The organism is Citrobacter farmeri, assembly GCF_019048065.1.
In the GTDB taxonomy this organism is placed as follows: domain Bacteria; phylum Pseudomonadota; class Gammaproteobacteria; order Enterobacterales; family Enterobacteriaceae; genus Citrobacter_A; species Citrobacter_A farmeri.
This window is the reverse complement of record NZ_CP077291.1, coordinates 3295918-3313300: the sequence shown is the minus strand read 5'-3', so window position 1 is coordinate 3313300 and position 17383 is coordinate 3295918. Positions and strand designations below refer to the sequence as shown.

The 17383-nt window shown below is 53.8% G+C and carries 18 protein-coding genes; 11 read left to right on the top strand and 7 right to left on the bottom strand.

Translation table 11 applies throughout. The features are described 5' to 3' along the window. Positions 1 to 26: 26 nt before the first annotated feature. Positions 27 to 968, bottom strand: a complete 942-nt coding sequence (gene fepB / locus I6L53_RS15655) for a Fe2+-enterobactin ABC transporter substrate-binding protein (RefSeq protein WP_217437646.1) — start codon at positions 966 to 968, stop codon at positions 27 to 29. Between the two features lie 190 nt (positions 969 to 1158). Between fepB and entC the strand changes: the two genes are divergently transcribed. The 7 genes from entC to I6L53_RS15620 all read left to right on the top strand — a co-directional run bounded on the left by entC (position 1159) and on the right by I6L53_RS15620 (position 8538). Further along, the gene (entC, locus tag I6L53_RS15650; RefSeq protein ID WP_042320784.1) at positions 1159 to 2334 is read left to right on the top strand and encodes an isochorismate synthase EntC; all 1176 of its coding nucleotides are present in this window, start codon (positions 1159 to 1161) and stop codon (positions 2332 to 2334) included. Positions 2335 to 2343: 9 nt separating this feature from the next. Beyond that, positions 2344 to 3951 (top strand): (2,3-dihydroxybenzoyl)adenylate synthase EntE, encoded by a 1608-nt coding sequence (gene entE, locus I6L53_RS15645; protein WP_042320781.1) that lies wholly within the window; start codon positions 2344 to 2346, stop codon positions 3949 to 3951. Positions 3952 to 3964: 13 nt separating this feature from the next. Beyond that, entirely contained in the window at positions 3965 to 4822 is an 858-nt protein-coding gene (locus I6L53_RS15640; RefSeq protein ID WP_042320778.1) for an isochorismatase, read from the top strand. Continuing rightward, the gene (gene entA / locus I6L53_RS15635) at positions 4822 to 5577 is read left to right on the top strand and encodes a 2,3-dihydro-2,3-dihydroxybenzoate dehydrogenase EntA (protein WP_042320775.1); all 756 of its coding nucleotides are present in this window, start codon (positions 4822 to 4824) and stop codon (positions 5575 to 5577) included. The genes I6L53_RS15640 and entA overlap by 1 nt, the downstream gene beginning before the upstream one ends. A 2-nt stretch (positions 5578 to 5579) precedes the next feature. After that, positions 5580 to 5993 carry a proofreading thioesterase EntH gene (gene entH, locus I6L53_RS15630; RefSeq protein WP_042320772.1) on the top strand — a complete coding sequence of 138 codons (414 nt, stop codon included), beginning with the start codon at positions 5580 to 5582 and terminating at the stop codon, positions 5991 to 5993. Positions 5994 to 6178: 185 nt separating this feature from the next. After that, a complete protein-coding gene (gene cstA / locus I6L53_RS15625; RefSeq protein ID WP_042320770.1) occupies positions 6179 to 8284 on the top strand; it encodes a pyruvate/proton symporter CstA in 2106 nt (701 codons plus the stop codon). Positions 8285 to 8340: 56 nt separating this feature from the next. Further along, positions 8341 to 8538, top strand: a complete 198-nt coding sequence (locus I6L53_RS15620) for a YbdD/YjiX family protein (RefSeq protein WP_042320768.1) — start codon at positions 8341 to 8343, stop codon at positions 8536 to 8538. Between the two features lie 50 nt (positions 8539 to 8588). Here I6L53_RS15620 and I6L53_RS15615 read toward each other — a convergent pair whose 3' ends face one another. From I6L53_RS15615 to dsbG, 3 genes are all read right to left on the bottom strand, one after another. Further along, complete coding sequence (locus I6L53_RS15615; protein WP_042320764.1) at positions 8589 to 9206, bottom strand: IbrB-like domain-containing protein; 618 nt, start codon at positions 9204 to 9206, stop codon at positions 8589 to 8591. Beyond that, a complete protein-coding gene (locus I6L53_RS15610; protein WP_042320763.1) occupies positions 9191 to 10414 on the bottom strand; it encodes a phosphoadenosine phosphosulfate reductase in 1224 nt (407 codons plus the stop codon). Before I6L53_RS15610 ends, I6L53_RS15615 begins: the two co-directional genes overlap by 16 nt. A 329-nt stretch (positions 10415 to 10743) precedes the next feature. Next, a complete protein-coding gene (dsbG, locus tag I6L53_RS15605) occupies positions 10744 to 11490 on the bottom strand; it encodes a thiol:disulfide interchange protein DsbG (RefSeq protein ID WP_042320760.1) in 747 nt (248 codons plus the stop codon). A 376-nt stretch (positions 11491 to 11866) separates the two neighbouring features. Here dsbG and ahpC point away from each other — a divergent pair, with 376 nt between their 5' ends. Together ahpC and ahpF are read left to right on the top strand one after the other, a co-directional pair. Beyond that, positions 11867 to 12430, top strand: a complete 564-nt coding sequence (gene ahpC / locus I6L53_RS15600; protein ID WP_004859485.1) for an alkyl hydroperoxide reductase subunit C — start codon at positions 11867 to 11869, stop codon at positions 12428 to 12430. 241 nt (positions 12431 to 12671) lie between these two features. Further along, on the top strand, positions 12672 to 14237 hold the full coding sequence (gene ahpF / locus I6L53_RS15595; protein WP_042320759.1) for an alkyl hydroperoxide reductase subunit F: 1566 nt from the start codon (positions 12672 to 12674) through the stop codon (positions 14235 to 14237). Between the two features lie 114 nt (positions 14238 to 14351). Here ahpF and uspG read toward each other — a convergent pair whose 3' ends face one another. From uspG to rnk, 3 genes are all read right to left on the bottom strand, one after another. Then, positions 14352 to 14780 carry a universal stress protein UspG gene (gene uspG / locus I6L53_RS15590; protein ID WP_042320756.1) on the bottom strand — a complete coding sequence of 143 codons (429 nt, stop codon included), beginning with the start codon at positions 14778 to 14780 and terminating at the stop codon, positions 14352 to 14354. A 111-nt stretch (positions 14781 to 14891) separates the two neighbouring features. Then, positions 14892 to 14981, bottom strand: coding sequence for a small membrane protein YldA (gene yldA / locus I6L53_RS23695; RefSeq protein ID WP_271788437.1), 90 nt, complete (start codon positions 14979 to 14981; stop codon positions 14892 to 14894). A 146-nt stretch (positions 14982 to 15127) separates the two neighbouring features. Then, positions 15128 to 15538 (bottom strand): nucleoside diphosphate kinase regulator, encoded by a 411-nt coding sequence (gene rnk, locus I6L53_RS15585; protein WP_042320751.1) that lies wholly within the window; start codon positions 15536 to 15538, stop codon positions 15128 to 15130. A 274-nt stretch (positions 15539 to 15812) separates the two neighbouring features. On the opposite strand from rnk, the gene I6L53_RS15580 reads away from it, so the two are divergent. Both I6L53_RS15580 and I6L53_RS15575 read left to right on the top strand, forming a co-directional pair. Next, on the top strand, positions 15813 to 16649 hold the full coding sequence (locus I6L53_RS15580; RefSeq protein WP_042320749.1) for an alpha/beta fold hydrolase: 837 nt from the start codon (positions 15813 to 15815) through the stop codon (positions 16647 to 16649). A 96-nt stretch (positions 16650 to 16745) separates the two neighbouring features. Beyond that, complete coding sequence (locus I6L53_RS15575) at positions 16746 to 17369, top strand: flavin reductase family protein (RefSeq protein WP_042320747.1); 624 nt, start codon at positions 16746 to 16748, stop codon at positions 17367 to 17369. Positions 17370 to 17383 lie beyond the last annotated feature (14 nt).

Here is a 17383-nt window from a genome sequence, read left to right as displayed (position 1 = left end):
CATTAACCGCTATCCGGCAATGGCGTTTAAAACAGCGTGGAGAGGCGGTCGAGCACTCGCATCGCACTGTAATAATCCAGGCGGAAAGATTCGGTGCCCAGGGCGTAAACCCGCTTGTTCTGGACCGCCGGGAGATGTGCCAGCAGTGGGTTAGCGTAAATTGCCTGCTCGTCTTTTTCGTCACCAGCAAACAGGAACAGCGCTTCACCGTTCAGCCCGGCCGCCAGATTTTCACCACCAAGCTGAATGATATCGTGACGTTTCCCCTGGCTTTGGCTGGCCTGCAGCCCGCCAGGCAACGTTGCCAGAGTAAAGCCAAGCTGCTCCAACATTTTGCCCTGCGCGGACTCTGGCGTCCACAGGTTGGCTTTGTGGGCGGCGGCGGTGTAAACCAGCGCGCTTACCGGTTGTGGCGGCAACGTCAACTGCTGCTTAACGGCGGTCAGTTGCTTATCAAATTCAGCAATGCGTGCGGCGGCCTGTTTCTCCTGGCCAGTGATATCGCCCAGTTGTGTCAGCAGCGACTGCCAGCTTTTATCGTCGTAATTAATGATAAGCGTGGGGGCGATAGGGGAGAGTTGATCGTACAGGGCCAGCGCGGAGTCACCGCCGGTCGCGCTAATCAGAATGAGATCGGGCATTTGCGCAGCCACAGCTTCAGCGTTCGGCTCGCCGATATACAGACGCGTCAGCTTGCGTGCTTTTGCCACATCACCCCACTGACGCAAAAATCCCTGATCGTCAGCGACGCGGTTGTTCGGCGTCGTCGCCCCGCTGGCGATCACCGGCGCATCAATCGCCAGTAATGAGCCGGTGAGCGTGACGCTGGTAGAGACGATGCGTTCAGGTTTGTGCTCCAGCGTGTGGCTGCCGCGAACGTCAGTCACCTGACGCGGCCAGTCCGCGGCATGGGCTGAGGAGAATCCGAAAACGAAGAGCGTAACGAGCAGGCCGGGCAGGGAAGGCAGTCTCACAAATCAGTTCCTGTGCTGAGTTATTAATGCTTCTCATTTTCATTATTAAGCGTAAGGGATGCAAGCGTTAGTCGCACTTTGTGCTACCTCAAGAGTTGACATGTCGCTTGTTTGCTTTTAGGTTAGCGCCCGAAAATATAAATGATAATCATTATTAAAACCTTTATCATTTTTGGAGGATGATATGGATACGTCTTTGGCCGAGGAAGTTCAGCAGACCATGGCAACACTTGCACCCCATCGCTTTTTCTTTATGTCGCCGTATCGGAGCTTTACGACGTCAGGATGTTTCGCCCGCTTCGATGAACCTGCCGTGAACGGCGATTCGCCAGACAGTCCCTTCCAACAAAAATTACAAAAAATGTTCGCCGATGCCAAAGCGCAGGGTATCGCCAATCCGGTCATGGTGGGGGCTATTCCGTTCGACACCCGACAACCATCGTCACTGTTTATTCCCCAAAGCTGGCAAACCTTTTCTCGCCAGGAAAAACAACGATCATCGTGTTACTTTACCGACCATCAGGCGCTGAACGTTACGGCTCGCAAAGCGATCCCAGAGCAGGAAACGTTTGAAGAGATGGTCGCGCGCGCCGCCGCGCTGACGGCGACGCCGGAAGTTGACAAAGTGGTGCTGTCGCGACTCATTGATATCACCACCGATGTCGAGATCAACAGCGGTGCGCTGCTTGAGCGTCTGGTGGCGCAAAACCCAGTTAGTTACAACTTTCATGTCCCGCTGCACGATGGTGGCGTTCTGCTCGGCGCGAGCCCGGAACTGCTGTTGCGCAAAGAGGGCGAGCGCTTTAGCTCACTGCCGCTGGCGGGCTCCGCGCGTCGTCAGCCTGATGACGTGCTGGACCGGGAAGCCGGAAACCGTCTGCTGGCCTCTGAGAAAGATCGGCACGAACACGAGCTGGTTACGCAGGCGATGAAAACCGTGCTGTGCGAACGCTGCCAGGATCTGCAACTGCCGTCTTCGCCGCAGCTCATCACCACGCCAACGCTCTGGCACCTCGGTACACCGTTTGAAGGAACAGCCAGGGCAGGAGAGAACGCCCTGACGCTGGCCTGTCTGCTGCACCCGACGCCTGCGCTGAGCGGCTTCCCGCATCAGGCGGCGAAACAGTTGATTGCTGATCTGGAGCCGTTCGACCGCGAACTGTTTGGCGGCATCGTCGGTTGGTGCGACGCCGAAGGCAACGGTGAATGGGTGGTGACCATCCGCTGCGCGACGTTACGTAAAAACCAGGTCCGCCTGTTTGCGGGCGCAGGGATCGTCCCGGCCTCTTCGCCGGTGGGAGAGTGGCGTGAAACCGGCGTCAAACTTTCCACCATGTTGAACGTTTTTGGATTGTATTAAGGAGCGATGATGAGTATTCCTTTCACCCGGTGGCCTGACGAATTTGCCCGTCGTTACCGTGAAAAAGGCTACTGGCAGGATCTGCCACTGACGGACATTTTGGTCCGCCATGCCGAAAACGACCATACGGCGGTCATCGAGGGCGAGCGCCAGTTAAGCTACCGGGAACTTAACCAGGCGGCTGACAATCTCGCCTGTACGCTACGCCGTCAGGGGCTCAAACCCGGCGAAACCGCGCTGGTGCAACTGGGCAACGTGGTGGAGTTATACATCACGTTCTTTGCGCTATTGAAGCTTGGTGTCGCGCCGGTACTTGCCCTGTTCAGCCATCAGCGCACTGAACTTACCGCGTATGCGACGCAAATCGAACCTGCGCTGCTGATTGCCGATCGTCAGCACGCGCTGTTTGCCGACAATGATTTTCTGAACGCCTTCATTACTCAACATAAGACTATTCGGGTGGTGCATCTGCTCAATGACAGCGGTGAGCACTGCCTGGAAGCGGCGATAAGTCAGCCGGCAGACGCGTTTGTCGCCACGCCGTCGCCCGCGGATGAAGTGGCCTACTTCCAGCTCTCTGGCGGTACGACCGGGACGCCGAAACTGATCCCGAGAACCCACAACGACTATTACTACAGCGTACGCCGCAGTAATGAAATCTGTCACTTCACCGCCGATACGCGTTTTTTATGTGCGATCCCTGCTGCACATAACTACGCCATGAGTTCGCCTGGTTCGCTGGGCGTGTTTCTCGCGGGTGGCACTGTGGTACTGGCTGCAGATCCCAGCGCCACGCTGTGCTTTCCACTGATTGAAAAACATCAGATTAATGCGACGGCGCTGGTGCCGCCTGCGGTCAGCCTGTGGTTACAGGCGATTAACGAATGGGGCAGCAACGCGCAACTGGCTTCGCTGAAGCTCTTGCAGGTTGGCGGCGCACGCCTGTCCGCATCGTTGGCGGCGCGGATCCCGGCCGAAATTGGCTGTCAGTTACAGCAGGTTTTCGGCATGGCCGAAGGTTTAGTGAACTACACCCGTCTCGACGACAGCCCGGAGCGGATCATCAATACCCAGGGGCGTCCGATGTGTCCGGATGATGAAGTGTGGGTAGCCGATGCCGATGGCAACCCGTTGCCGCAGGGAGAAACGGGTCGGTTAATGACGCGTGGCCCGTACACCTTCCGCGGTTACTACAAGAGTCCACAGCATAACGCCAGCGCCTTTGACGCCAACGGTTTCTACTGCTCAGGCGATCTGATCGCTATCGATGAGGATGGTTACATCACCGTTCAGGGACGGGAGAAAGACCAGATCAACCGTGGCGGCGAGAAGATCGCAGCAGAAGAGATTGAAAACCTGTTGCTGCGTCATCAGGCGGTGATTCACGCGGCGCTGGTCAGTATGGAAGATGAACTGATGGGTGAGAAAAGCTGCGCGTACCTGGTGGTAAAAGAACCATTACGCGCGGTGCAGGTGCGCCGTTTCCTGCGTGAGCAGGGCATCGCTGAATTCAAGTTACCAGACCGGGTGGAAACCGTTGAGGCGCTGCCTCTGACCCCGGTCGGTAAAGTCGATAAAAAACAATTACGTCAGTGGCTGGCAACACGTTCGGCCTGAAGGAGAACACGCAATGGCAATTCCTAAACTGCAGGCTTACGCGCTGCCAACCGCGCTTGATATTCCGGTCAATAAGGTCAACTGGGCGTTTGACCCGGAGCGTGCGGCGCTGCTGATCCACGATATGCAGGACTATTTCGTCAGCTTCTGGGGGGAAAACTGTCCGATGATGGAGCAGGTGATCGCCAATATCGCCGCGCTGCGCAGCTACTGTAAAGCGCACAATATTCCGGTTTATTACACCGCGCAGCCGAAGGATCAGAGTGATGAAGATCGCGCCCTGCTGAACGACATGTGGGGGCCGGGACTGACGCGCTCGCCGGAGCAGCAAAAAGTGGTCGCCGCGCTGGCACCGGATGAAGCCGATAATGTGCTGGTGAAATGGCGCTACAGCGCATTTCACCGTTCCCCGCTGGAACTGATGCTGAAAGAAACCGGCCGTAACCAGTTGATTATCACCGGAGTGTATGCACACATCGGCTGCATGACCACGGCGACGGACGCCTTTATGCGCGATATCAAGCCGTTTATGGTGGCGGATGCGCTGGCTGATTTTAGCCGTGAGGAGCACCTCATGTCGCTGAAGTATGTCGCGGGACGTTCAGGTCGCGTCGTGATGACTCAGGAGCTACTGCCTGCACCGGTGCCGTCAAGCAAAGATGAACTGCGGGCGTTGATTTTACCGCTGCTCGATGAGTCTGATGAACCGATGGATGACGAGAACCTGATCGACTACGGTCTCGACTCTGTACGGATGATGGCCCTGGCGGCGCGCTGGCGTAAAGTGCACAGCGATATCGACTTTGTGATGCTGGCGAAAAACCCGACCATTGATGCCTGGTGGGCACTGCTCTCCCGTGAGGTACGCTAATGATCGGATTTGATTTTCGTGGCAAAACGGCGTGGGTCACTGGTGCGGGTAAAGGCATTGGTTATGCCACGGCGCTGGCGTTTGTCGAGGCCGGGGCGCAGGTCACGGGGTTCGATCGCGAGTTCGCTTTACAGGATTATCCGTTTACCACTGAAGTGATGGATGTGGCGGATGCCGGACAGGTGGCTGAGGTCTGTCAGCGCGTGCTCGCGCACTCCGAACGGCTGGATGTGCTGGTGAATGCCGCCGGGATTTTGCGCATGGGCGCAACTGATGCGCTAAGTCCGCGCGACTGGCAGCAGACGTTTGCCGTTAACGTCGGCGGCGCCTTTAACTTGTTCCAGCAGACGATGGCGCAGTTTCGCCGCCAGCAGGGCGGGGCGATAGTGACCGTGGCTTCTGATGCCGCGCATACGCCACGCATCGGCATGAGCGCCTATGGCGCGTCGAAGGCTGCATTGAAAAGTCTGGCGCTGACCGTCGGACTGGAGCTGGCGGACAGCGGGGTGCGTTGTAATCTGGTGTCACCCGGCTCCACGGATACTGACATGCAGCGTACGCTGTGGGTCAGTGATGACGCGGAACAGCAGCGTATTCGCGGCTTTGCGGAGCAGTTCAAGCTCGGCATTCCGTTGGGTAAAATCGCCCGTCCCCAGGAGATTGCCAACACGATTCTGTTCCTCGCCTCCGATCTGGCCAGCCACATTACATTGCAGGATATCGTGGTGGACGGCGGCTCCACGCTGGGAGCATAACGATGATCTGGAAACGTCATTTAACGCTCGACGAACTGAACGCCACCAGCCAGAACACGATGGTGGCACATCTGGGCATTGTCTACACCCGACTCGGTGATGACGTGCTGGAGGCCGAAATGCCGGTGGATACCCGTACGCATCAACCGTTTGGCTTACTGCATGGCGGGGCATCGGCGGCGCTGGCTGAAACGTTAGGGTCAATGGCGGGTTATCTGATGACCCGCGACGGACAATGCGTCGTCGGAACAGAACTGAATGCGACCCATCACCGTGCGGTTTCGCAGGGCAAGGTGCGCGGAGTCTGCCAGCCGCTGCATCTGGGACGACAAAGCCAGAGCTGGGAAATCGCGGTGTTCGATGAACAAGGGCGGCGATGCTGCACCTGTCGACTGGGAACGGCGGTGCTGGGCTGAGCGCACGTAATATCATGAGATTGCAACGTTAACTGGTGAATGAAGTGATCCAGTTAACAATGCAATGTAAATAGTTGGTGATACTTCAGGTTTATCGGGTTGTCAGGTTGTTAAAACCAGAAAAGATGTTATAGAAACAAAATGTAACATCTCTCTTCTCTGGAACACGCAAACGGATAACAACCATGAATAAATCAGGGAAATACCTCATCTGGACAGTGCTCTCGGTTATGGGCGCATTTGCTCTGGGCTATATTGCGCTAAACCGTGGGGAACAGATTAACGCGCTGTGGATAGTCGTGGCGTCGGTCTGTGTCTATCTCATCGCCTATCGTTTCTACGGTCTGTACATCGCCAAAAATGTGCTGGCAGTGGATCCGACGCGAATGACGCCTGCAGTGCGCCATAACGATGGGCTTGACTATGTGCCCACCGACAAAAAAGTGCTGTTCGGTCACCATTTTGCGGCGATTGCCGGCGCGGGGCCGTTAGTCGGACCGGTACTGGCGGCGCAAATGGGTTATCTGCCGGGCATGATCTGGCTGCTGGCCGGCGTGGTCTTAGCCGGAGCGGTACAGGATTTCATGGTGCTCTTCGTGTCGACTCGCCGGGACGGTCGCTCGCTGGGTGAACTGGTGAAAGAAGAGATGGGCCCAACCGCAGGGGTGATTGCGCTGGTGGCCTGTTTCATGATCATGGTGATTATCCTCGCCGTGCTGGCGATGATCGTGGTGAAAGCCCTGACGCACAGTCCGTGGGGGACTTACACCGTCGCGTTCACCATCCCGCTGGCGATCTTCATGGGGATCTATCTGCGCTACCTCCGTCCGGGGCGTATCGGCGAAGTGTCGGTTATCGGCCTGGTGTTCCTCGTTTTTGCCATCATCTCCGGCGGCTGGGTCGCGGAAAGTCCAACCTGGGCACCGTACTTTGACTTCACTGGCGTTCAGTTAACCTGGATGCTGGTGGGCTACGGGTTCGTGGCGGCGGTGCTGCCGGTATGGCTGCTGCTGGCTCCGCGCGACTACCTCTCTACTTTCCTGAAAATCGGTACGATTGTGGGTCTGGCGGTTGGCATTTTGATCATGCGCCCGACGTTGACGATGCCTGCATTGACTAAATTTGTCGATGGGACCGGGCCGGTGTGGACGGGTAACCTGTTCCCGTTCCTGTTTATCACCATCGCCTGTGGCGCCGTTTCGGGTTTCCACGCGCTGATCTCCTCCGGCACGACGCCGAAGATGCTGGCGAACGAAGGCCAGGCCTGCTTTATCGGCTACGGCGGGATGTTGATGGAATCGTTCGTCGCCATCATGGCACTGGTTTCTGCCTGTATCATCGATCCGGGCGTCTATTTTGCTATGAACAGCCCAATGGCTGTGCTGGCTCCAGCGGGCACCACTGACGTGGTGGCATCTGCCGCTCAGGTGGTCAGCAGTTGGGGCTTTGCCATTACGCCGGATACGCTGCATCAGATTGCCAACGAAGTAGGTGAGCAGTCGATTATCTCCCGTGCGGGCGGTGCGCCGACGCTGGCGGTGGGAATGGCTTATATCCTGCATGGCGCGCTGGGCGGCATGATGGATGTGGCCTTCTGGTATCACTTCGCCATTCTGTTCGAAGCGCTGTTTATTCTGACGGCGGTCGATGCCGGTACGCGTGCGGCGCGCTTTATGCTGCAGGACCTGCTGGGCGTGGTTTCTCCTGGCCTTAAACGTACAGACTCATTGCCTGCCAACCTGCTGGCGACTGCATTGTGCGTGCTGGCGTGGGGTTACTTCCTGCATCAGGGCGTGGTGGACCCGTTAGGCGGCATTAACACCCTGTGGCCGCTGTTTGGTATCGCCAACCAGATGCTGGCAGGTATGGCGCTGATGCTCTGCGCGGTTGTGCTGTTCAAGATGAAACGTCAGCGTTATGCGTGGGTGGCACTGGTGCCGACCGCATGGCTGCTGATTTGTACTCTGACGGCGGGCTGGCAGAAATCCTTCAGCCCGGATACAAAAGTGGGCTTCCTGGCTATCGCCAATAAGTTCCAGTCGATGATCGACAGCGGCAATATCCCGCCGCAGTACACCGAATCGCAACTGGCGCAACTGGTGTTTAACAACCGTCTGGATGCGGGCCTGACTATCTTCTTCATGGTAGTGGTCGTGGTTCTGGCGCTGTTCTCCATTAAGACGGCGCTTGCCGCACTTAAAGAGGATAAGCCGACGGCGAAAGAGACGCCGTATGAGCCGATGCCGGAAAATGTGGAAGAGATCGTTGCGCAGGCCAAAGGTGCCCATTAACGTGTAATTATTCCCCTCTTCCAGCCGGGAGAGGGGTTTTCTGACAGGTGGTAATGATGTTTGATACGCTTTCAAAAGCCGGGAAATATCTGGGCCAGGCCGCGAAACTGATGATTGGCGTGCCGGACTACGACAACTATGTTGAGCATATGCGCATGACCCATCCGGATCAGACGCCAATGACCTACGAGGAGTTTTTCCGCGAGCGCCAGGATGCACGCTATGGCGGAAAAGGCGGGGCGCGCTGCTGTTGAGTATGAGAAAGTTCGGGCCGGATATAAGTGCGTCATCCGGCACAATCAGGCTATTTCACCGTCCAGGCTTTTGAAAACCGACGACTGGCAAACAGCTCCTGAAGACCATTGATCTGTTTCAGGCGCAAGACTTCGTCCTCGTCCATCCCCAGTTCGTTACCGATTTTTGCATCTTCCCATCCCAGCAATGCCAGTTCACGCACAATTTCAGACATCGCGTGGATCTGATGCCGCCCCCTGGCGCGGTTGTGGCGAATGGTCGCCGCCATGCGGTCGTGGCGGTCTCCCTCCAGACAGGTAATGGGCAAATAGCCTTTGAGACGGGATCTGAGCGAAGCTTTGCCTTTCCCCAGTTCATGGCGATGAAAGCCATCGACGATCTCGTATTCCTCCGGGCTGGACTGGGTAACAACAATGGGCTGGGTAAAGCCATCCGCTTCGATAGATTTCAGCAGCAGCTTTTTCTCCGGCGGAGCGACGTTATTGGGATTGTAATCGTTAGGTGAAATGTGTTTGTTTTTTATCCACAGCACACAGTCAACCGGTTCGTTACGAAACGGACTGACGCTGTGAATCGCCATTCTGAACTCATTGATAGCCTTAATTTTTTCTTCCTCAGACAGAGCGGAGAGAAAGCTGATGAGATCCTGTGTCAATCGTTGTTGCATAATATTCCCCATTCCTTGCGTTTCGCTTTCATGCGTTCGCTGTAACGCTGGTAACTTTTCGGTTTAGTTGGACTGAAAGAGAGCGCCCGACACCAGTAATCATTGTTCAATAACACTTTGCAGATACGTCGCCAGGAGGGGATATCTTTCGAGCCAATATCACCAGTCTGTGTTTGCGGGATCTCGCCGAGGCCGTTTTTCTTGTACCACTGTAAATAGACGGCGATTTTATTGCGGTAATGCTCAGCCGTGCTGATCGGCATGCTGAGCAGTAACAGCATGGCGTAGTCCTGCCAGCTCAGGTGCTCGGGCTTGAGAATTTTTCGATGGCCATAGAAGTGATTATCCTGCCCGGCGTAGATCCCACCGCTTCTGACGCCACTGACACGTGCGCACATCGCCGCCCATCTTTCGGGTTCAATCACGTGATAGAGCCATAACCCCTGACGTTGTTCAGGACCAAATGGTTCACAAATACGCATGTAACGGGCCGGGACACCAGCCTGATACATCAGATTGTAGAGCGGATTACAGGGCTGCTCCGTGCGGCTGAACCAGGTCCAGATATCGGCCGTTTTCCAGTCATACAGCGGATAGATATACCAGGTATGTCCGCCAGGCGCGGCGGTCGTCCAGGGTTTGTCATCGGCAAAACGCTGCTTACGTAAACTGGCGATCGCCACAAAGCGGTTGTAAGACTCATCTGCCCGGATGCCGATCATCATGGCCGCCGGGCGTTTATTCGAAAACCAGTCGGCAAATTCACGCACGAATTGTTCGAAAGTCATGCCGGGTTGATAAAAGGGAAAATAGCCCGGATCGGTGATTGCGTCTGGCGGCGGTTGGCGAACCCACTGGGTATTGGGTTCCCAGCACTGCCATTCAGGTTGAAACTGAGACAGTGAGTTTTGGGTGGTAAGCGGAAGGGCAACCCAATAGAAATGGTCGATGACATCGGCATACATTTCGCGTAAGGCGCTAATATAGTTAATGGTGCAGGAAAATTGCGCTTCCCAGTCAATGAACAATACGCTGATCTTTTTGTTCAGCTTGCGTGCAAGATTTGCCGTCAGATGTAACATCAAGCCGGAATCTTTACCACCGGAAAAGGAGACGCATACGCGGGGAAGATTTTCGAGCGTCCAGGTGATCCGTTCTTCAGCGGCTTCCAGTACATTTTGGTTTAATGATATTTTATAAACAGACATGGATCGCTTATCCTTAAACGTTAAAGTCGTACGCCTGAAATAGATATCCCTCTATAATATAAGTCTTTTTTAGGAGTGCGCAATGTTTAAATAAATTCAATAAGTTAATTAGTGTATATTTAATATATTATCTATGAATATATTTTAACTGATATCAAAAGTCTGCTATCTGAGCAGGCCTTTCTGACAGAAGGGATTCACATAAAAGAAATTATTGTTTCTGACCTAAATATCACTGTAGTGAGGCTTAAATCACGAAATGATTCTAAAGTTATCATGAATATTTCTTTGGGTAATTATATTAAATTTAATGTAATTACCCATTTTATTTATGGTTGCGCCATCATGGCATCCAGTTGCGCTTTTTCAGGTAAGCCAACCACCTGCTGAAGGACATTATCTTTACTCATATAATAAATAGCGGGTGTGACATTCGCGCCCAAATCATCCATGATTTTTTGGTTCATATTGAGGCTTTTCATGTGATCCGGAGAAATCGCTTTAGGCACGGAGAGCGTCATTTTTCCGCCAGAGGCTTCGTAATCATGCCAGGTTTTTGCCGGATCCTTTGACGCCAGAATGGCGGCGGCAGTGGCAGGACTCTCTGGCTTGATGACACCGACGAGTAGCGTACGCAATTGTACTTTACCCGACTCCACCCACGGACGCGCCTGTTGCCAGAACTGTTTACAGTACGGGCAGAAGGGGTCAGCAAAAACATAGATCACCACCGGGGCATCTTGCTTGCCATCCCGTAGCCAATTGGCTTTTTCCATGCGTTGCCACATTTCTCGTCCGGCGGGCGCATAGATCTCTTTCTCTATCAACTGATTGCTCAGGTTTTCGCCTTTTTCATTGTACATGTAGCCTGAAATGGCCTGTTTGCCATCAGGCGTCAGGTAGATAGTGACCCCCATATCCTGGTATTTCCCGAGATAACCTTTCATCCCGCCGGGCGCATCAAACGACTTGATAATGGTAATCCCTTGTTTTTCTATCGCTTTGACCGGTGCAGGCAGGTCTTCGGCCCAGACAAAGAGAGGGAAAAGGGAGAGTAAGAGCGTACGTTTTAACATCTTTTATCCTTATAAATCATAGCGATTTCGAGTGAGGTGAGAAAACCTATCACAGTCATAGGTAAGACCTCAGACAGGAACATTGCCCTTTCAGGAGTGGGGTGGTGTAATCCTTCTCGCTGTTACAACCTTTGTTAAGGTAATGTAGAGCGCAACACATAGCCAGTTTCACTGGCGCTGAAGTTACCCACGGGTAGTTCAGGTAACGGGGCTGCCTGCAAAGGTGGCCCTTTTTACTTTGCGTCGTAGCACGTTCACAACGTTGAATTGAGTGGTTTGTTAGCTAACGCTTATTGATTTGATAAAGGAAACGCATTAGCCCTGTCAGTCAATCTTCGGTAACTTATCCCTCAACGAAAACACGGAGGAAGTACAGATGTCTTTGATTAATACCAAAATTAAACCTTTTAAAAACCAGGCGTTCAAAAACGGTGAATTCATCGAAGTCACCGAGAAAGATACCGAAGGCCGCTGGAGCGTCTTCTTCTTCTATCCGGCTGACTTTACTTTCGTATGCCCGACCGAACTGGGCGACGTTGCAGACCATTATGAAGAACTGCAGAAACTGGGTGTAGACGTTTACTCTGTCTCTACCGATACCCACTTTACCCACAAAGCATGGCACAGCAGCTCTGACACCATCGCGAAAATCAAATATGCGATGATCGGCGACCCGACTGGCGCCCTGACCCGTAACTTCGACAACATGCGTGAAGACGAAGGTCTGGCAGACCGCGCAACGTTCGTTGTTGACCCGCAGGGTATCATCCAGGCGATCGAAGTTACCGCTGAAGGTATCGGCCGTGATGCTTCTGACCTGCTGCGTAAAATCAAAGCTGCTCAGTACGTTGCTTCTCACCCAGGTGAAGTGTGCCCGGCTAAGTGGAAAGAAGGTGAAGCGACGCTGGCTCCATCTTTAGATCTGGTTGGCAAAATCTAAAAATTCCGGCGTCTTTCATGCCACAGGTGTGTTGGCGGCGCTTACTCACCCGGTCACTTACTTATGTGAGCTCCCGGGGATTCATAAGCTTGCCGCCTTCCTGTGACAAGAAATACTGGGAATTTGCTTCATTTACGGGTGCTTTTGGGTGCCCGTTTTATTCAGCACCATGACGCAAGTTGCATTCATGCCGCGGTAGACAATCGGCTTGCATGATGATGTTTTCAGAGAGGGAAGAAGAATGCTCGACACAAATATGAAAACCCAGCTCAAGGCCTATCTTGAGAAACTGACGAAACCCGTTGAGCTGATTGCGACGCTGGATGACAGCGCTAAATCGGCAGAAATCAAGGAATTGCTGGCTGAGATCGCCGAACTGTCAGAGAAAGTCACCTTTAAAGAAGACAACAGCTTAGCCGTACGCAAACCCTCTTTCCTGATCACTAATCCGGGTTCAAATCAGGGACCGCGTTTTGCAGGCTCCCCGTTGGGACACGAGTTTACCTCGCTGGTTCTGGCGCTACTGTGGACCGGTGGACACCCGTCAAAAGAAGCACAGTCTCTGCTTGAGCAAATCCGCGATATTGATGGTGATTTTGAGTTTGAAACCTATTACTCACTCTCCTGCCATAACTGCCCTGACGTGGTGCAGGCGCTGAACCTGATGGCGGTGCTGAACCCACGTATTAAGCATACGGCGATTGATGGCGGCACGTTCCAGAACGAGATCACCGAGCGTAACGTGATGGGCGTTCCGGCCGTGTACGTTAATGGTAAAGAGTTTGGTCAGGGTCGCATGACGCTGACGGAAATCGTGGCGAAAGTGGATACCGGCGCAGAAAAACGCGCGGCAGAAGAACTGAGCCAGCGTGATGCCTATGATGTTCTGATTGTCGGCTCCGGCCCGGCGGGCGCGGCAGCAGCGGTTTACTCCGCGCGTAAAGGCATTCGTACCGGTCTGATGGGCGAGCGCTTCGGCGGTCAGGTACTCGATACTGTGGATATCGAAAACTACATTTCTGTACCGAAAACAGAAGGGCAGAAACTGGCCGGCGCGCTCAAGGCCCACGTCGATGATTATGACGTCGACGTGATCGACAGCCAGAGCGCCAGTAAGCTGCTGCCTGCGACCAGTGAAGGCGGTTTACATCAGATTGAAACGGCGTCTGGCGCGATACTGAAAGCGCGCAGCATTATCATTGCCACCGGTGCGAAATGGCGCAATATGAACGTTCCCGGTGAAGATCAGTATCGTACCAAAGGCGTTACCTATTGCCCGCACTGCGACGGCCCGCTGTTTAAAGGTAAGCGCGTGGCAGTGATCGGCGGCGGTAACTCCGGCGTGGAAGCGGCGATTGATCTCGCCGGTATCGTTGAACACGTGACGCTGCTGGAATTTGCCCCGGAAATGAAGGCGGATCAGGTACTGCAGGATAAAGTTCGCAGTCTGAAAAACGTCGATATCATCCTGAACGCCCAGACGACGGAAGTGAAAGGCGATGGCACGAAAGTGGTCGGTCTGGAATACCGTGACCGCGTGAGTGGCGATGTTCACAACATTGAACTGGCGGGCATTTTCGTTCAGATTGGCCTTCTGCCAAACACCACCTGGCTGGAAGGGGCGATTGAGCGCAACCGGATGGGTGAAATCATCATCGACGCGAAATGCGAAACCAGCGTGAAGGGCGTATTTGCCGCGGGCGACTGTACCACCGTACCGTACAAACAGATTATCATCGCGACCGGCGAAGGGGCGAAAGCGTCTCTGAGTGCCTTTGATTACCTGATTCGTACGAAAACGGCATAAAAAGAAAGTAAGACTACACCTGCAATATCGAAACCGCCTGTTAATCACCGGCGGTTTTTTTATAGACAAAAAAGCCCTGCCGGCTGGCAGGGCTTGTCGGTATCCGGGCGTAATTTAGCGCACAACCAGTACCGGCAGGGTTGCATGACGTACCACGCTTGACGCGTTAGAACCCAGCAGGTGTGTGGTGATTGACGGATTACGTGAGCCAATGACCACCACGTCAGCATTCAGCTCTTCGCCGAGTTCATTGACCACGTCGCGGACGCTGCCGAAGCGGACATGTTGCTTGATGCGGGAAGGATCGATACTGAAGTGACCGACCATCGTTTGTAGTCGGGTTTCGGCTTCATGCTGTAAATGTTCTTCAAAACGACGCACGTCGGCGGCAAAGCGATGCAGGCTCAGGCTGGCCGATCCTGGCAGCACATGCAAAAGATGAATGACGCCATCCTCCTGCGCCAGAAACTCAGCGTGGCGAATTGCCTTATCGCTCAGTTCCATTTCAAAAACATCAACCGGCATAATGATTGTCTTATACATACCCGTTTCTCCCTGTTAATTAATACTCAAATCATTCAAGCATATAATAATAATTCTGTCTGCTTTCTGCAGGGGATTTTTCGCATTGTGCGGCGATTCCTTGTCCATTCGCTACCAGTGATTCTCCAGGTAAAGCACGGCTCCGACGATGATCGCCGCCATAATGAAGAATCCCAGTAATATACTGAATGTTTCGTTCATGACCGCACCTGCCAATGAAACCGATTCAGTGTGGACGAGTTCGGTGAAAGGTAAACCAGGAAGAACGGGTGATTTTAGGGAAGTGACGGAAAGAGGATGCGAGCGCATCCTCTGGGTAAAGCGGAAAGTCGCTTATGCAGATGGGATTAACGCAGGAAGTCGCCGGCGGCTTCTGGTTGGTATTCCAGCTCCAGCACTTCGAGGTGGGTGGATGCGCCGCCCGGAAGTTCCCAGTGAATGGTATCGCCCACACGCACGCCCAGCAGTGCTGCACCGACGGGTGCCATCACTGAAAGCTGCGTATTGCTGTCGGTCATCGCCGCAGGATACACCAACGTACGCACGCGAATTTCGCCATCACTGAGATTGCGGAATTTAACGCGGCTGTTCATGGTCACGACGTCATGCGGCATGGTTTCTGGCGAACACATTTGGGCACGATCCAGCTCGTCATTCAACGCGTCGGCAATAGGTAAATCTGCGTACGCGGGTTGTTCCAGTAAGCGATCGATGCGTTCTGCATCAAGGTCGTTAATGATGATAGTTGGTCTGGACATTTTTACTCCATGTCGTCGGTACTGCGTTTTGCCGCAGGTGATATTCCCAAAAGAAAACCCTCACCGTCTGGCGGCAAGGGTTTAACTCTCCAGATGATACTGAGACTTACCCCGGGTTTGAAGTGATTTAGTTCACATTCGGGTAAATAGCTATAAAAGCATCACTAGTATGAATTTTATTCGATAAACGTGATCGTTCTCAAATTTGCATTATGCTTTTTAAGCACGCGCCGCGGGCGCGCCACACTCTCAGTGTTACGTTACAGGAGATCTCATGAGCCAGTACGACAAAATTACTCTCAAAGATGGCAGCTATCTGTATTTCAAAGACTGGGGAGACCGCAATGGACAGCCCATTGTCTTCAGCCACGGCTGGCCGTTAACGGCTGATGCCTTTGAGGATCAGATGCTTTTTCTGGGCTCGAAAGGATTTCGGGTGGTAGCCCACGACAGGCGCGGGCATGGTCGTTCAGCGCAACCGTGGGAAGGGCACAACATGGACCAGTACGCCGACGATTTGGCTGAACTGACCGCGCACCTGAATCTGCAAAATGCGGTGCACGTTGGCCATTCCACTGGCGGGGGCGAAGTGGCGCGTTATATCGGGCGACACGGGACGCAGCGGGTGGCAAAAGCGGTATTGATTGGTGCGGTGACGCCCATTATGGTGAAAACCGAGTTTAACCCAAACGGTGTACCTAAAGAGGTTTTTGACGGCATTCGTGAAGGCGTTGTCAATGACCGTGCCGCCTTTTTCTATGAGCTGACCGGCGCATTCTATGGTTATAACCGCCCTGGCGCGAAGGAGTCGAAAGCGGTACGGGAAAGTTTTGTGGAGCAGGGATTACAGGGCTCAATAAAAGCGATGTACGACTGCATCAAGGCGTTCTCGGAAACGGACCTGCGTGAAGACCTGCGTAAAATGACCATCCCAACACTGGTCATTCACGGTGATGATGATCAAATTGTCCCATTTGAAACCTGTGGCAAAGTGGCGGCGGAAATCCTGCCTGACGCGCAACTGAAGGTATACGCGGGCGGTTCCCACGGCATTTGCACCACCCATAAACAGCAGATAAATCAGGATCTGCTTAACTTTATTCAGTCGTAATCTTTAACGGATTACTCTACGCTGATCCTCTTCCATCAGGGGGATGAGCGGAGCGCAATTCGTGCTTCGCCGACGTTAAATTCATCAGAGAATACTATGTATTTCTATCAACCTTCGCAGGGACACGGCCTGCCGCACGACCCACTTAATGCCATTGTTGGTCCCCGGCCTATTGGCTGGATCGCCTCTCAGGATACCGCAGGTCGTGATAATCTGGCGCCTTACAGCTTCCTCAACTGTTTCAATTATCATCCACCCATTATTGGTTTTGCCAGCACCGGCTGGAAAGATAGCGTGCGTAACATCATGGAAACCGGCGAGTTTGTCTGGAACCTGACCACGCGAGAGTTAGCCAGCGCGATGAATGAAACCTCTGCCAGTCTGCCGCATGGTGAAGATGAATTTCATGCCGCCGGGCTGACGAAGGCAGAAAGTCGTCTGGTGAAAGTGCCACGCGTTGCGCAAAGTCCGGTGAATTTTGAATGTCGCCTGTCGCAGAGCATTCAGCTCACGACCGCGCAGGGCGAAGCCATCGAAACCTGGCTGATTCTGGGTGAGGTGGTGGGGATTCATATTGCTGAAACGCTACTGGAAGAAGGCATTTACCAGACCGCAAAAGCGCAGCCCGTACTGCGCGCCGGCGGCCCAACAGCCTACTATGCGATCGGCGAGTCGCACCGTTTTGATCTGGTGCGCCCGGATGCACGTGTGAAACGTTAACGCTGTCGCCGGTG

Bases quoted from the DNA above. Each gene is read 5' to 3' on its own strand.
- entC (WP_042320784.1), top strand. From the start codon at position 1,159: ATGGATACGTCTTTGGCCGAGGAAGTTCAGCAGACCATGGCAACACTT.
- entE (WP_042320781.1), top strand. From the start codon at position 2,344: ATGAGTATTCCTTTCACCCGGTGGCCTGACGAATTTGCCCGTCGTTAC.
- I6L53_RS15640 (WP_042320778.1), top strand. From the start codon at position 3,965: ATGGCAATTCCTAAACTGCAGGCTTACGCGCTGCCAACCGCGCTTGAT.
- entA (WP_042320775.1), top strand. From the start codon at position 4,822: ATGATCGGATTTGATTTTCGTGGCAAAACGGCGTGGGTCACTGGTGCG.
- entH (WP_042320772.1), top strand. From the start codon at position 5,580: ATGATCTGGAAACGTCATTTAACGCTCGACGAACTGAACGCCACCAGC.
- cstA (WP_042320770.1), top strand. From the start codon at position 6,179: ATGAATAAATCAGGGAAATACCTCATCTGGACAGTGCTCTCGGTTATG.
- I6L53_RS15620 (WP_042320768.1), top strand. From the start codon at position 8,341: ATGTTTGATACGCTTTCAAAAGCCGGGAAATATCTGGGCCAGGCCGCG.
- I6L53_RS15615 (WP_042320764.1), bottom strand. From the start codon at position 9,206: ATGCAACAACGATTGACACAGGATCTCATCAGCTTTCTCTCCGCTCTG.
- I6L53_RS15610 (WP_042320763.1), bottom strand. From the start codon at position 10,414: ATGTCTGTTTATAAAATATCATTAAACCAAAATGTACTGGAAGCCGCT.
- dsbG (WP_042320760.1), bottom strand. From the start codon at position 11,490: ATGTTAAAACGTACGCTCTTACTCTCCCTTTTCCCTCTCTTTGTCTGG.
- ahpC (WP_004859485.1), top strand. From the start codon at position 11,867: ATGTCTTTGATTAATACCAAAATTAAACCTTTTAAAAACCAGGCGTTC.
- ahpF (WP_042320759.1), top strand. From the start codon at position 12,672: ATGCTCGACACAAATATGAAAACCCAGCTCAAGGCCTATCTTGAGAAA.
- uspG (WP_042320756.1), bottom strand. From the start codon at position 14,780: ATGTATAAGACAATCATTATGCCGGTTGATGTTTTTGAAATGGAACTG.
- yldA (WP_271788437.1), bottom strand. From the start codon at position 14,981: ATGAACGAAACATTCAGTATATTACTGGGATTCTTCATTATGGCGGCG.
- rnk (WP_042320751.1), bottom strand. From the start codon at position 15,538: ATGTCCAGACCAACTATCATCATTAACGACCTTGATGCAGAACGCATC.
- I6L53_RS15580 (WP_042320749.1), top strand. From the start codon at position 15,813: ATGAGCCAGTACGACAAAATTACTCTCAAAGATGGCAGCTATCTGTAT.
- I6L53_RS15575 (WP_042320747.1), top strand. From the start codon at position 16,746: ATGTATTTCTATCAACCTTCGCAGGGACACGGCCTGCCGCACGACCCA.